The sequence below is a fragment of the Planctobacterium sp. R6 genome (assembly GCF_055755215.1).
The window spans coordinates 18,844-33,611 of the sequence record NZ_JBVTQY010000025.1 but is presented as its reverse complement, the minus strand read 5'-3'; the positions used below and the strand labels follow the sequence as shown (position 1 = coordinate 33,611).

The window sequence follows — 14,768 nt, the reverse complement described above, 5'->3', positions numbered from 1 at the left end:
GTTTTTGCTTACTTAAAATTTGAGTTCTGCCACCTCTATCTTTGATATTGGTTTTTGCGGTGTTTCAGATGTTTGCTGTGTTTTTTCAACGGGGGATGGTTTCGCAGAGTCGTCGGGCGAAATGCGATGTTTTTGTTCGGCTTTCTTGATATCAGTTAACTGTTGCAGCGTTTCAGTTGATTTAGACAATGGTCTGTTAATACGTTTAACTTTTTGCTCAACCACACGCTGCCAGGTTTGCTCATGTTTTTGCATGCTCGCAACTATTGCGTTTGTATCATGCTCCATGGCCCTCTCAATGCGAGAAGTAAGAGCTGAAACCATAGACTCTTCATATCCGCCTTTTTTGCGCGATAGTGTCACATCAAATGAATGTGACTTTTTGAATGCAGCTGAGAGCTCACTTTCGGTAATTGTCTCGGTTTGGTTCATTGCCTTTATGATAGAGTCAATATTATCTTCATTAAGCTTTTCATCAACGGACAACAGACCTTCACGTTCAGCGAGATAGCGGATTTTTTCAAGGTCCGGAGAAGTTTTTACTTTGGAGCGCAGCGTACTATAGGCGTGCACTAGTTGATATGCCTGTCTCGGCATGTTTAGTGTTGCCATATAATTTTCCAGACGAGCTTTGTCATCCAGGATGGCATTCTCAGCTATTCGTTTTTTGATTTTGTTCGCGCTGATACGATGAATTACCTCTTTAATTGTATCAGGGTAGTCAAAGGCACTTTCTGTGGGAGTGCTGCTTATTTCATTGTATGGCACAATACCGGTAAGTATGTGTTGTTGATAGTAGTAGTTTCCGGTAGTAATGAGATCTGCTTCAAGAGCAGGATTGTGCTCAACAGTGGTCAAATAACACTTGTGTTCATCCCAGTCAAAGGCGGATATCACCATAGTGTCAAAGTGAATGGGGGGGTTATGCGATTTACCAACAAGGTTATAGTGATGCAACTGCGCAACATAATCAAAGTTTAATTTTTCTTGAAACGTTCTGGCCTTTCCCGCTGCAGGACATTTAATGTCGATAAGTATTCGCTTGCCAGCGACCTGTAGAATTAGGTCTGGATTACCTTCTAACCAGGGCATGTTTGGATGGTTTAAGCGTGAACGCATTAATTCCATAGCTTGCTCATCGATATTTACGTCAGGGGTGTACTGTTTAAAGGTTTGAATGGTTTTGGCTATTGCATACTTCTCACCTTCTATGCCACGTTTTAAATGATGGTTATCATCAGCACTTTCAGGTAGGCCACGACACAATTTCTCGTTAATGATATCCGTGTCATTGCGAAACCAGTCATCCACAAAGACACCATCAGTCTCGTATTTGTCAGGGAAACGGGTAGCAATTAATGTCCCTATATCACTTCCACCGATTACAGCAAGACGATTTAAATGGAACATTAGAATACGTTCCCGCTCATCTTGTACAGTGGTATGACGGCATGCATCACTATGAATATGAGCTACCCAACGAGCGACATCTTCATCTTTAAGGACATGGCGATGTGGTAAGGAGTTGATAAATTGTGTCGCGGTTTGAATGAGCGAAGACATTGCGAAAACTCTTTCGTTTCTTTATTTACATAAATATTATTATTTATGCATGTAAAAATCAAACAAAGTGTTGCATTTTTGTTCTTGATAGGTATTCTTTGCGTATGCACAAGTATTAATACATATGTATATGCGCTTTGGCTTGTGGAGCGCGTCAGTTAAAAAGGTGAAATGATGAAAAGTTCCTGGACAGCGTTAGAGCAATTCAAAGCATTAAAAGATGAACAGCAGCAAATCAACTTAGCTCAAAAACAAGAGCGTGAGATGCGAAACGCAATGCGCAAAGGTAAAGGAGAACGTGTAGTTGTACTGGTTACTGCTTTTGAGGACAACAAAATCCTGGCTGTTGATGCCATGGTCGAAAAGGATAATCAGCATTATCGCATTGAGTTGAAAACTCACGACAACCAAACGGTTGATATTAAAGAGCGTTATGGCAATCCAAATGATTTCAATTATTTTGAGCCGGGGGCGGTGATTAGTGTCTATGGTGTGCCGGTACCAGGTCAGGAGGACATGGACGTTAAAGATATGGTAGCTCAAAAGGTGACAACTTTTTCACATTATTCGCCGGAACGCATGAGCTCGCTTAAAAACAGTGGCGAACTTCCAAAGAGTCATTTATCTAGTTTTTCGAAGGTGCAGGCTACATTGAGCTTTAAAGAAAAACGAAAACTGCCAGGTGGTCGTCATATACCAGAGTCTGAGGTGATTAGTACTTTGCGTACAAATGAAGCAAAGGTCATTACCCCAAAAACACCAGAAGATCTGAGGCAGGCTATCCTTGAAATAATGCGCCAAAATGAGCGCCCAAATGTTACTGGAACAGTGAGTTTGCGAGTAGTCGCCCAGGACGCAAATGGCGAAGTGGCAACGATGAGTTTAGGTCGTATCGTTCAAAACGATAGTGCGCAGGACGTCAGACTTCCGGATGGCTCCATGGGGCAGCAGTTTGTTAAACGTACCCCTGAAGAAGCATTTGAGAAGGCGCTGCAAAACCCCAAAAATGCACTGTTGTCGGTGGTTATGGAACGAATTGGAAAGGGACAACAATTTGTTTTTGAGGCTATTCCTGGGTCGGAATTGCGTACAGGCATATTTTTAAAGCAACGTCGGTTTGACGCTAACGGCAGAATGAAAAGACCTTTTACATTTGCTATGGGTAAAGACGATGGCAGTATCCAGTACGGTCATAATGAGTTTGTGGCAAGAGAAGTGAATGGAACATTTCAAAAATTGTTTCTCGACAAAGAAAATGCTCGACGCGTAGAGGTGGCGCCCGGCAAAGATATAGGGCTTCTACCGGTGGTTGCAGATGGCCAACAGGTCTTTATTAAGGAGCAAGTTAAAGATAACAATGGCGGCGTACATGAGAAACAGTCAGCGTTGTTTTATCATTTTGGTCGTTTTACGAATGAGAAAGGACAGCAATTACCTCAACACCTGTTTAGTGATTTTGTACTTGCAGGCGTAAACTCTGATAACGAGTTATTTAAGCGTTTTAATTTAAACAGCCCTGTTCTTAACAGAGAGGCGCAAAATGCTGATAAAGTGAAAAAGCTCTTTAATGTCCACAACAAAGAAGAAGGCATAATTGAAGAGCGTTATTTGCCTCTTGCTCTGAAAATCATGTTTATGGAGAGGGACAATACCCCTTTTGTGGCAGAGTATGTCATTCCTAGCGCGAAGCCTAATTTGAAGCTGGATCAGGTCAACACTGTAAATTATATAGTGACACCACCTGAGAAAGAGGAATTAATGGTAAAAGAAGCTGCACAAGCACAGACAGAAACCGTCTCGCCCTCTAAAACAGAAGCGCCATCTTCACAAGGTACTGAAAATGAGGCAAGTCAGCCAATAACTCCGGAGGTGCAAACTTATCAGGACCCGGGTGAGCCTGAATCCGAATTTGCAGGCTCCCTGGAGGATATTGCTGATTTTGATGTGGAGCCTGATGAGGATTGGGGGGCTGAATTCGATGACGATTTTGAGGCTCTGGCAGGCTCCCTGTCCCATGCCAAAATGGGTTAATAATAAAAAACCGTGCGCTCCCAACCTTGCCCGCAAATTGCGGGCTTTTTTTTGTATAGGGCATTGTAGACATCGTTTGGCGGTGTTATAAAACCTTGCAATGATTATGCAAAAGAATTAATATAAATGCAGTCAATAGAGAGAGTGAAGCGTATGACCACCCAACCTGAGAAAACTACGAAGTGGATCAGTTTACCCGATTCTGGATTTGTCATGACTGATCTGAGTACACCGGCAGATCGTTGGGTGATTGCCTGGGGGGTAACACAACAGGCGGACAGGAAAACATTAAGCGCATTGGGTTTTTTGGAGAACAGAGAAAATCCGCGGTTGATGCAAATGCCATTTCCAACAGAGAAGGCTCAGTTTGTAAATTTTCTTAAAGGCATTAAAAAAGCATTTCCAGCAATGCAATATGAAGATATGGCAGTTGTGAAGCGGGTCATGCCTAGCCCTCAAGCTTGGAAAGCGTCTCAAACAAAGATACCTGATTTTTCATTGCAGTCTCCGGCTGAGTGGCTTAAACAGCAAGTTAAAACGCTAAAAATTCAGTTGGCTCAAGGGGTGTTTTTAGGTGAAAACGCCCAGGGTGAAAAAGTTTATAGAATGCCGCAAGGACGTGTTATTCGCCATGTTGATGGACAGGTTGAAGTGTTAAATGCTATGGCTGATCCGGCACGTTTCTTACGGTATGACGAAACAGCAGGACCTCGTCAGTTAGTAAAAGTTGTCGAAGGCGCGGTTAATAATATTATTAATGGGGCTCAGTATCATAAAGATGAACTGGTTAAGTTGGCAGAGGCTGCATATGATTTTAATTTCGAGCAGGTAGCTGCTCGTAGAGGGGATGCAGGCTATCCGTTTTTAAAAGCGGTAGAAGAGGCCATCAGCACGGGGATTACGTTAAGGATCCCTTTATTGCTAAAAAACCATGAGCGCGATAGTTTGTACAAGCAACTTGATGAAGCTTATGAACGTCGTCCAAGAGTACCTGTGAATTTGGAAGCGCAGGCAGAAACTTTAACTGAATTGCCGCCATCGGTTGCACAGTTAATGGAAAAGTTGGTAGATGCGAACGACTCTAAGCGTTTATATGTTCCATTCACTCGCTCTTCCACTGCTGAAGCGCTTTTGCCTCAAACACTCAATATTGTAGCGCACTGTCATCCCGGCTATGTGGATGTGATGAGTTCCAGGCAACGGGAGATGTTCCCAAATATCAGATTTAGCGACAGCAATGTTTCTGCAGCCCCGGGAAGTATGGAAGCAGCATATATTCATGTTCCGAACTACCCTGAGCAATCGAACTATGAGGTTAGCTATGATAATACGTTATTCCGTCAAAAGGTATTTGCTACAGCTGCGGAGTATTTGGACAGTATTACAGATAACGGACAGGCATTATTAGTATTACCGACATTGTCTGATAAGACAGGGATTGTTTCCAGTGAGTATCAGGCGTTTCTAAGTTATGTATACGATAAGTATTTGGTAAATGACGCTTATGAGTTGGATGCAGATGTAGTTAAACGCGAAGGTGGTGTTAATTACCGAATGCTTCATATTACTGGTAGAAATCTCGACCTGGTGGAACAGGCAGTACCACAGTCGCTTGAAGTGATCGACACCATTGAACAGTTCAGAACTCTATCAGAAAAATTATTTAGTTTGAATCAGGATCAAGCTCCATTAAATGTGGTTGACGATGCAGATACTTCTGGGCTGCACAGTGAATCCCAAGAGGAGTTACCTGATCAAGCGGTAGTCGCTAATGAATTTCAGACTAAGTACAGTCCACTGAGTAAAGTTGGGCCATCTGACATGATGATCCCCCGGGATCTCGCATCTCAGATGCGTCGAGCATTGGCTCAGCTTAAAAATGATGTTGGCGACGTGGATCAATTTGTTGCTGATGCATTGCATTATGATGTGTATGAATTGAGCGGGCTCTTTTCACCAGAGCAAGTAGATGTAATAGCAATGGCCATCAATAATGAACAAAAAGGTACCGGAATTCATAACGGTGGAATGACTGGTGTCGGTAAGGGGCGAATGCTTGCTGCAATGGTGCGTTACAGTCTGCTAAATGAACAAAGCGTGTTATTTACCACGACGAAAGAAAATCTTTTTAATGATTTGTGGCGGGATTTATGCGACATCAAAACTGAACATCTGGTTAAGCCATATGTAATTAACAATAATTCCACTTTGGTAGATGGTAGCGGTGCAGCCATTGATGTGGGCAGTCATGCTCGCAATAAGAATTATATGGATACGGGTAATAAGCCAGATGCTCACAATTTGTTTTTTGCGACGTATAACACCATACGCAGCGGTAAAAAGATGCAACCGTCTATAGCGTATGAATTTATTATGAAAGCGTTATCGCAAGTGCGCTTAATTGCTGATGAATCTCATGAGTTTTGTAATCCAAAAGCGAAAACGTTTGAGGCGATGTCGTCAATAAGAAATAAGTTGGTAGACAAAAATCAAACAGTAACCGCATCAGCGACGATTGATCGGAATGGTAATGAACACGCTTACACGCATCTTTTACCCCCGAATTTTGATGAATCAACGCTACATGGAAGCGAAGATGACCTGGTGCGTGCATTTGTTCGCCGTATGGAGGCGCAAGATGGTACTTACTGGCGCTATGAACATGATTTATCAAATGTGCCTATGTCTACATTAATAGATACGGATAATCGCTCTAAATATATTCAGGCTCAGGATGCATATGCCAAGGTTACTAAGCTAATGGCAGAGCTGAATCATCAGAAAAAGAAATCTGTTTTTGGAAAGCAGAATCAGCCATATGTCAATAACGTGTTGGTTAATGCTGGCTATCGCCAGCATGCGGCCGGTAACAGATTAAAGAAAGGTGATCAAAGCTGGCAGGCGGACAGTACTATTTTTACAAGCCGGGCATATAACAATGAGCGACTATTTAATCTTGTGGTCAAAAATGATTTTGCGGTCAATGATTTAATCAAAACCCTTAAGGATAACAAGCGTCCGGTGGTAATTCTTGAGCAGACTTGTGGCACGTTTCTCAAACAATATGTCGAAGACATGATACAAACAGCAGAACGTGTCGAATCTGGTGAGGTTAAGGTTTCAGATGATGTGCGTTCACGTCTTCCTCAGAAGATTGATGGTGAGTGGCTATTCCCGGAAAAACCTCGATTCAAAGATGTTCTGAAATATACCGTTAGAGATGCTATGAAGGTGGATATTAAGGTTAAAAAAGGCCGAAAGAAAGCCAGTGTAGAGAGTTTTGATATAACGGAACTTATGCCAGCTGGACCTGCTTTGGATGCAGTTAAAGAGGCGGTAAATGAATTAAACAACGCGATAGATTCGTTTCCTTCTGAGTATAGTTATGATGCAATTGATCATGCGCGTGAAGTATTAATGGAAAAAGCTGGCCTTACTGTTGCAGAGTTGACTGGTCGAGAGCGAGCTATGTTGCCGAGTGAAGAACATCAAGGGTTTTATCGGTACACAAATATTAGTGCTGATAAGTCAAATAGAACCAAGATGATCCGGGACTATCAGAATGGCGAATATGATGTGGCCATTATGAATATGTCAGCAGCAGAGGGTAACAGCTTACATGCGGATCCAAAGTTTGACGACACACGACAGCGTATTTTGAAAATTTGGCAATATCCTAAAGATGTTGTGAAATTCTTGCAATTATTAGGTCGTATCAATCGCAAAGGTCAAGAAATAAACCCGGAAATGAATTTTATTGAAGCTGATATTCCTTCAAATATTAAGCAACTGGGTATGATGACGCGGTTGCTGGAGAAAGTGTTCGTAGGTATTTCGGCTTCAAAGAAAAATGGTGTAATGCCGGATTCACCAATATCTCTTAATTCAGTATTTGGTGAAGTGTGTGCAGATTTCTGCATGAGTAATCCCGAACTGGTGGAGCAGATGGCACTGCCTGAATTGGACATGGAAGCACGCACAAAATCGGTTTACAAAAATATAGGTACAAAGGTTTCTAACGCTATCGGTAATCTGGATTATCTGACGCAGGAGAAAGTATGGAATGAATTGCAGAGGAATTATGAGAGTCGGTTTAATTACCTGTTAGCTCAAGGCGAAAATCCAGACGAAGCCAGGCATTATAATATTAAAGCTAAAGTTGTTAATAAGGCGCAGGTCCTGCAACCTACAGATGTTCGTAGTCGCTCTAAATTGATGGGGGGAGTGGATGCGTGGTTGCTAAAGTACGAGAACAAAGAGAAGAATATTGAGTCACGTGATATTGCAAGTTTGATTAAAAAGTATGATGACCAATGTCATAATGATTTAAAAGAATTTCACGAATTAGACTCCCTGGACGCGTTATATGAAAAGGCGATTGAGAATACTAAACGTCGTAATGAGTCATTTTTAGTTAAATGGGCTGATAATAATCCTAATGACGAAATGTTCCTTAAGAATAAAGCACGTAATGATACGGTGTTAAGTCTTATCGAGGAATATGAACCGGGAGTAATATTTGAAGTTACTGATAGAGATGGCGGCACTCAGAAGGGCGTAGTGTTGGGTTTGGAAGTGGCATGGCATGGTAAGACCAAAGTTCTCTCATCTGCACATAATACTGAATCTGCTTTTAGATTGATTTTAGCTGAGCCCGGAGACGTTATGGAAATATCATATTCGTTACGAGAGTTGGCCGATGCACACTTAAAAGGTAGATTCCGGTATACAGGAGAGATTTATTCCCGAGGTCACGCGATTGATACTGAGTTTGATACAGCAGATACATTTGGGCTGGATGAATATAGGGTGGTACTGACAGGGAATTTGCTGGCTGCTCAGGCTTATGCGAAAAAGGAAAAACTAGGGAATATGGGGACGTTTACTGATGAACTAGGTGACAAGCATGAAGCTATTATTTGCAAGAAGAGTTTGAGCTGGGAATTAGTAGTAAATAGAGGTGCTGAAATTCATGATGTGGATACTGTTACTAACTATGTGGGTTATTTGATAGGTAATAGTGCAATTGAAGGTAATAGTATCACTCTGTTTGATAATGCAAATAGTACCCACGTTGCTACTAGAGACGTCAAACTAAATGTGGACATACAAGGTGAACGAGTGTTTGTAGAGTACCCAGCGAATAAAACAGAAGGTGCCGCTTTTAATGGTGAAAATACGGATGAATGGAATGAGTTTTTGTTGCGTCATGGTGGAGTAGCAAATAAAACTGGTAAGAATAAGACTGCTGAGTTTGAACTTGAGCACCTGCCGGATTTGATTGAATACATATACAGCCACGGAAAAAATCGCTTTTATACAAAATCAGGCGATGGTCAGTTTATCCCACAGCATGGCAGTGGTGCGTATAATGACGCATTTAAGCATGCATTGGCTAATAAGGGGCTGCTGGACGACGTTGACCGTCCGATGGCTGCAACTATGTAAGTGATAAGGGTGAAAGAGATCATGACAGAAGATAATTACCCAGAGAGCCTTGTCGACTTAGTGAAGTGGTTTACTGCGCAGAGAGTTGATGCTAATCAAGAACCTCATGAACGTTGGCGTGTTGAGAGAGCAGTTGGCGAAGACGTGAGCTTTACCGTCACCATGGAGCTGGAAGATATTGATAACTTTGATGATGACATTGGTGAGGACGGGAATGGTGAGATGATTCCCGGGTTTAGAGTGACAATATCTCGATTCGATAAACAAACAGGTCACGATACGTTATACGACATTGTCTGCGGTGATGATGGAGATGCAATAGAGGTCAATAGTTACGGGCAATTAATAGATCTTGAGGAAGGGGCCGATCAGGTAAATGAATTCATTGAAACGTGGAATCGGGCATTATTTGGGAGTGCAACACTATGAACATTAGTGGAAAATTACATTTATTCAGTACGCCAGAAGCGCAGGGAATTATGTCCGTAAATGACGGGATAAATCCATTACAGTATACCGAACTGGTGTTTCAGACGGATCAGCGGGCACGCGTAGGCTACAGTCCGACAGGTCAGGTGATTAACCTTACTAAAGAAGAAGAATTTTTGCTTAATGATGAGGTGCCTGTTATTCAGTTTAACGGCCGAAACAAAGAGGTGTTTGCCGAAGCGCAGAAGGCAAGGGAAAAGCTGCAATTGATTGAGATTGATGAACCTTTCAAAGATTGGGCGGGAGGCCTACTTATGAAGTCTGCGGGTGATGATGAAACTATTGATATTGTGATTTCGCAGGTTGTCGCAAGCATTCCTGAGACATTAATGAAGCCGGTTAATGAATGGGTTGCTGCGTACAATGCGAAATTGGAAAGTACGAAGGATCAGACTATGGAAAATGAAGGCGGACATCTGACAATGTAGAAAGTAACCGTTAATTCTTCATACCGCATGCCGGGCTCACCGGTGTGCATTTTACGTTAAAGTTTAGATCAATCTGCTTGCAGTATTGTGTATCAACAGTTCCCGTCAACCTCATCCATAGTTCGAATTTTTAGGTAAACTGCAAGGGACTGTGAACTTAAAAATTTGATACTACAAAGCACAGTGTTATTTTATTTGAGTGTCACAAAGTCACTTAAACTAGTGTCACAACATCACATGTTGCGTATCGTTTAGTAGACTGTTAGATGCGCTTTTCGTTTTTTGAGGTGATTTGTGAGTATAGCCTGATTAACCGAATGTCAGAAGATATCGATCTTGCATTTTCATTCCCGGTTTTGGGTTGTGATCCTGTTGAGTTATCAATACATGGCTCTCGGACCGCTCGTCTAAAGCATGCCTTGCGTATTGATGATACCGCAAAAGGGTTTGTGAAGGATTATCTTCTTCCGAATTTTAAGGCATTACTTAGTAAACTTGATGACGGTATTGATGTTAGATTGATTTCTGAAGCTCCTCTGGATGTAGGCATATTTTACAGTCGTTCATTGAATAAAAATGAATATGGTGGAGCTGTTGAAGCGCGTGTGCTATTGGAGACTGGTGGCCGTTCTGATAATCAACCGACTGATGAAGTTGCAGTACAGCACATGTTAGGAAGCGCTGTAACAGAAATGAAGGATGAATCATTCCAAGTGTTGCCATTATCACCTCAACGGACGTTGTTGGAGAAAATTTTCGGTATTCATACGAATAATGATAAAGGTGAAGTTAAGTTACGTCACGCCAGACATCTATATGATGTTGTAATGATCCATGACTCAAATCCAGACTGGTGCCTTGATAAAGCGCTTTTTGGTAAAGTGGTTACGTTTTGTGACTATTATTACAAGTGGCATTTGCGATCTTGCGAATCCGCAATCCAAGGTCCAATAGTTCTTTGCCCGACAAAAGATGAACTGTTAGAGGCCTATAAAGTTGATTGGGAGTCTATGGCCGATATGTTTCCGAGAGGTGAGTTGCCATATTCATTTGATGAACTTCTGGAGAAACTTAGCTTGTTAGAGTCAAGTATAAATAACCACTATTTTTAATAGGATTAAGATGCAAGGAGCCGTCGTTGAAAATCCTTTTTCTGCTTTTTTTACTTCATGTAAATGTGTAATGGCTTTTAGGAACTCGCAGCAGCTTCATTGTATTTATCCTGGACATATTCAGCTATAGGAGCAATGTTTTTGGGGACAGCTTCCTGACTTGCGTGACGTTGGTGGGCGTAATGACGATGCTTTGTATCATCTACCTGTTGACCGAGTAAGTATGTTTGCCAGTGTTCAGGTACGTCAGAATTTTTAAGGTTGGCAACAAATTGGTGTCTGGCAGAATACAAATGAATGCTTGGGCCATTTCGCCCCCAAACTTCAATGATACTTTGCCTTAAAGCTTTCTGAATTGCGTTTATGGCTTCTCGTGGGCTATATGAATCCAGAGTGTTCTCACAATACATCAGTAATGAGTTAATCATAGTCATCTCAGTATCATGTAGATGATCAAGCGGAACGCCGCGATAGGGAAAACAAAATTGCAGCATTTCATCTTTAACTATGTTGGGGTGGAGGTGATTGGCTTTTTCTGACTCTAGTTTGTGAGTTCTGGTCTTTAAGAAAGGGCGTGATAAATGATGTTCAAGTGTGGTGTAGAACCATTCGTCCGGGCGTAAGCCAGTTAAGCGGGTGCAATGTAACCAGTGTGGGATTATGTGGGCCCATGAGCCGGCACGTTTGTGCTGATGGATATAGTCACTGAGGGCATTAAGTTGCTCGTCACTCAGGTATTTCTGTCGGCCAGCAGAAGTGTTTTTGCGCATATTTTTGGCTGGTTGCCCTTTAGTATTGCGCAATTGTGTTCCCAGATTTGTATAAGGGATCAAAGGTATAAGGGCATTCCGATAAATTTTATACGTACTATGGGAGACTTGTGAGGCTATATTGTCAGTAAGCCAATGAGTACAGGCGCTCCAGAACGGATATAGTTCTTCAGGCGTTTCGGGTAAAGAGTTTTTCGTTTGTTGACAGAAACGCAGTAACAGTTGGCGACATTTTGTTTGACGCATGTCAGAACGTAAACCGCTTACTTCATCGAACCCTTCAAAACGTTTTATAATTCTCAAGCTCTCATCAGGGGTAATCATGATAAACCTTGCTTTTTCAACCTTATCCCTTAATATTACCAAAAAATAGGCGTAACGTATAATTGATATGCAGTTTTATGAAATATATATGGCGGTTTTTTAAATCTTTTTTATGTGTGTTAGTGGTCAGCGGGTGTGCCACTACAGACGATAAGAATCAAGAGATGATGCTGCAGTCAAATAGGGTAGATGAGCAGTTAGTGCAAAGTGCACGTGCAATACAAGAATCTATACGCGTAATGCGAGAGATGCGTAACTATATTGCTCAGCATGCTAAATCTGACGAAGAAAGGCGTGCGGCGGCATTAGCTCGTGAAAAAGTTCCAAAGGGCACTGATAGGCCGCTAATATTAAATACCGATGGTGGCGTGATTGAGACAGTCAAATTGCTGGCGGGGTTAAGCAACTATCACTTTGAAGTGGTGGGTGTTCCTGTGAATCGCCCTATCGTGCTGCGGGCAAATGGTCGAATGATTATAGATGCATTATATGATCTCGATGGTCAGGTCATGGAAGTGGCAAGGGTCTGTATTTATCCGACACAAGGGGATACAGATATCAATGGCATGATAACAGTGAATTTTACAAAACAGTGCTGAACATGAAGAAAAAGTCCATAGTCAATTATTTTGGAATGCTCCTTTTGTTAGGTGGTATGGGAACCAGTCATGTAGCTAGCGCTCAGAGTGTTTTGTACCAGAGCATTCACGATTTAGAGACCACTGGTATTCCTAAAACGGATAATATTCAGATTAATGCAATGAAGCGTCATGCTACGACCCTCGGAATTGAAGGGGGAATGTACGAAGCAACGGCACTAATTAAAAAGCATTTGGAAGAAAAAGGAAGTCAGCTAGATGCTATTTTTGACTTTTCTATTTTGATGCTAGAGAAAGATGGTTATTTAATATTGCCGGCAAAGATATTTGAAACCGATTCTCGGGTGAAAACCGATTCAACGGTTATTCGTGCGTCAAGAGCTTCATTGAAAATTGTGTCTCAGCCTGTATTTGTTACCGCCGTACCTACGTGGCGTGATTACTTTACCTATGAAGTTTCTATTCCGAAAATCACCCCTAATACTATAACGCCTACCAGCGATAAAGAGCGCGAAATCTGGCAAAAATATGTCCGTCAGGGATGGAAGGAAGGCGAAGAGAAAGCCTATTTTGTGTATGAACAGCGTATGAAAAAGTTGGTTAGGGATTATCAGGGATATCTGCGTTATCACATGGCGAGAGAGCGCAATATGGTGTCTGAGCCAAAAATTATAAGAAATGACTACTCACTTACCGGCAATAAGAATGCAATTCGCTTAGATGAAACGGTTTTAGTTATTGGAGGAAGCAGTCAGTTTAATACAAATAGATTTGACTGGGTGGGTATACCACAACTTCCTGATTTAGACGATCTTCTTCCTGAGACATTGACTCCGAACGTGGAAGAATAATTATGAAAATTAATCGTGAGAAGTTTATTACAAAACATCCTAAGACTGTTTATCGGCCAGAGGATATGAAAGGTTTGCTTCGGGAGATGATCCAGCGCGATAAGCTTGAGGATATCATAATTGCCATTGGCGATGTGGTGAAAGTTAAATCAATGGCGACAATCTATCCGGCTACTCACAAGAAAATCAGCGAGTCTGAACTTAAGGATTTTGTTACAGAATACTTTAGTGCATCGGCATGGTCTGATTTATCGGCGGCGCGTGAAGAATTAGATGATGATATTGAGATAGAGCGATATCCTGAGGATCCCCGTAATCGCGAAGTGTACCGGTTTAGGGTTAATGGTGTTCGCTACAGGGCGCCCTTTGGCTACAAAGGGGTTGTGCTTACGATGAGGGCAATCAGTGATGTGGTGCCCAGTTTTGATGATCTTAAAACTCCCATGGACATTCGGCAAAACTTTGCGAGTCTCAAGGGGCTGGTTATCATTGGTGGCGAAACTGGTTCAGGTAAGAGCACACTGATGCATGCGGGCATCAAGGAGATGCTTGAAGATCACTCCAGGGACTTAGTTATAGCCGAATATAGTGCTCCTATTGAATACGTGCATGATAAAACAGATAAGGGATTTAGTGAGATTTACCCACAAGCTGTTGGTCCACATAAGGATTGCAAGACATTTGCCCAAGGGGTACGTAATGCGGTTAGACGGAATACCGACGTTGTCGTAGTGGGTGAACTTCGTGATGTCGAAACAGCTGACGCGGTTCTGCAGGCGGCTAACATTGGTAACCTGGTGATTAGTTCTGTGCATGCCAACAGTATCTGGCAGATAGTTAGGCGGATTGCAAACTTGTATGACGAAGATGTTCGTGAGTTTAAGGCCCGTGAAATGATGGAAGAAACACGATTGATGGTAGTACAGTATCTGGCGAAAGCAGGTGATGGGCGCATTCCTGTTCAGGAGATATTAGTCGTTGACGAACGGACTCGCGAAGCGTTAGGGCGCGCAAAATGGAAAGATTTCTACGTGGTTTTGAAGGAGTGTGTACATAAGTATGGCCAGACTATGCAGAGTCACGCTGAGAAGCTGTTTAACTCGGGAGAAATCACAGAAAAAACATACAGATTGATTTTGTCAGGGTGTTAATT

The 14,768-nt window shown here is 42.1% G+C and carries 10 protein-coding genes; 8 read left to right on the top strand and 2 right to left on the bottom strand.

The genetic code is table 11. From position 1 onward, the window contains the following. Positions 1-12: 12 nt before the first annotated feature. On the bottom strand, positions 13-1,563 hold the full coding sequence (locus tag AC0J20_RS15315) for a hypothetical protein (protein WP_473022354.1): 1,551 nt from the start codon (positions 1,561-1,563) through the stop codon (positions 13-15). A 174-nt stretch (positions 1,564-1,737) separates the two neighbouring features. On the opposite strand from AC0J20_RS15315, the gene AC0J20_RS15310 reads away from it, so the two are divergent. The 5 genes from AC0J20_RS15310 to AC0J20_RS15290 all read left to right on the top strand — a co-directional run bounded on the left by AC0J20_RS15310 (position 1,738) and on the right by AC0J20_RS15290 (position 11,071). After that, on the top strand, positions 1,738-3,594 hold the full coding sequence (locus AC0J20_RS15310; protein WP_473022353.1) for a hypothetical protein: 1,857 nt from the start codon (positions 1,738-1,740) through the stop codon (positions 3,592-3,594). 153 nt (positions 3,595-3,747) lie between these two features. Then, on the top strand, positions 3,748-9,042 hold the full coding sequence (locus AC0J20_RS15305; protein WP_473022352.1) for a strawberry notch C-terminal domain-containing protein: 5,295 nt from the start codon (positions 3,748-3,750) through the stop codon (positions 9,040-9,042). 21 nt (positions 9,043-9,063) lie between these two features. Next, positions 9,064-9,471 (top strand): hypothetical protein, encoded by a 408-nt coding sequence (locus AC0J20_RS15300; RefSeq protein ID WP_473022351.1) that lies wholly within the window; start codon positions 9,064-9,066, stop codon positions 9,469-9,471. Beyond that, a complete protein-coding gene (locus AC0J20_RS15295) occupies positions 9,468-9,959 on the top strand; it encodes a hypothetical protein (protein WP_473022350.1) in 492 nt (163 codons plus the stop codon). The genes AC0J20_RS15300 and AC0J20_RS15295 overlap by 4 nt, the downstream gene beginning before the upstream one ends. A gap of 266 nt (positions 9,960-10,225) precedes the next feature. Next, positions 10,226-11,071 carry a nucleotidyl transferase AbiEii/AbiGii toxin family protein gene (locus AC0J20_RS15290; protein ID WP_473022349.1) on the top strand — a complete coding sequence of 282 codons (846 nt, stop codon included), beginning with the start codon at positions 10,226-10,228 and terminating at the stop codon, positions 11,069-11,071. Positions 11,072-11,148: 77 nt separating this feature from the next. On the opposite strand, the gene AC0J20_RS15285 is transcribed toward AC0J20_RS15290, so the two are convergent. Then, a complete protein-coding gene (locus tag AC0J20_RS15285) occupies positions 11,149-12,165 on the bottom strand; it encodes a hypothetical protein (protein ID WP_473022348.1) in 1,017 nt (338 codons plus the stop codon). Between the two features lie 77 nt (positions 12,166-12,242). On the opposite strand from AC0J20_RS15285, the gene AC0J20_RS15280 reads away from it, so the two are divergent. From AC0J20_RS15280 to AC0J20_RS15270, 3 genes are read left to right on the top strand one after another with little or no spacing between them, the layout of a single operon-like run. Continuing rightward, the gene (locus tag AC0J20_RS15280; protein WP_473022347.1) at positions 12,243-12,764 is read left to right on the top strand and encodes a DotD/TraH family lipoprotein; all 522 of its coding nucleotides are present in this window, start codon (positions 12,243-12,245) and stop codon (positions 12,762-12,764) included. A gap of 2 nt (positions 12,765-12,766) precedes the next feature. Continuing rightward, positions 12,767-13,615: a type IV secretory system conjugative DNA transfer family protein gene (locus AC0J20_RS15275; protein ID WP_473022346.1), complete on the top strand. Its 849-nt coding sequence runs from the start codon at positions 12,767-12,769 to the stop codon at positions 13,613-13,615. A 2-nt stretch (positions 13,616-13,617) separates the two neighbouring features. Continuing rightward, positions 13,618-14,766 carry an ATPase, T2SS/T4P/T4SS family gene (locus tag AC0J20_RS15270; RefSeq protein ID WP_473022345.1) on the top strand — a complete coding sequence of 383 codons (1,149 nt, stop codon included), beginning with the start codon at positions 13,618-13,620 and terminating at the stop codon, positions 14,764-14,766. The last annotated feature ends 2 nt before the right edge of the window (positions 14,767-14,768 follow it).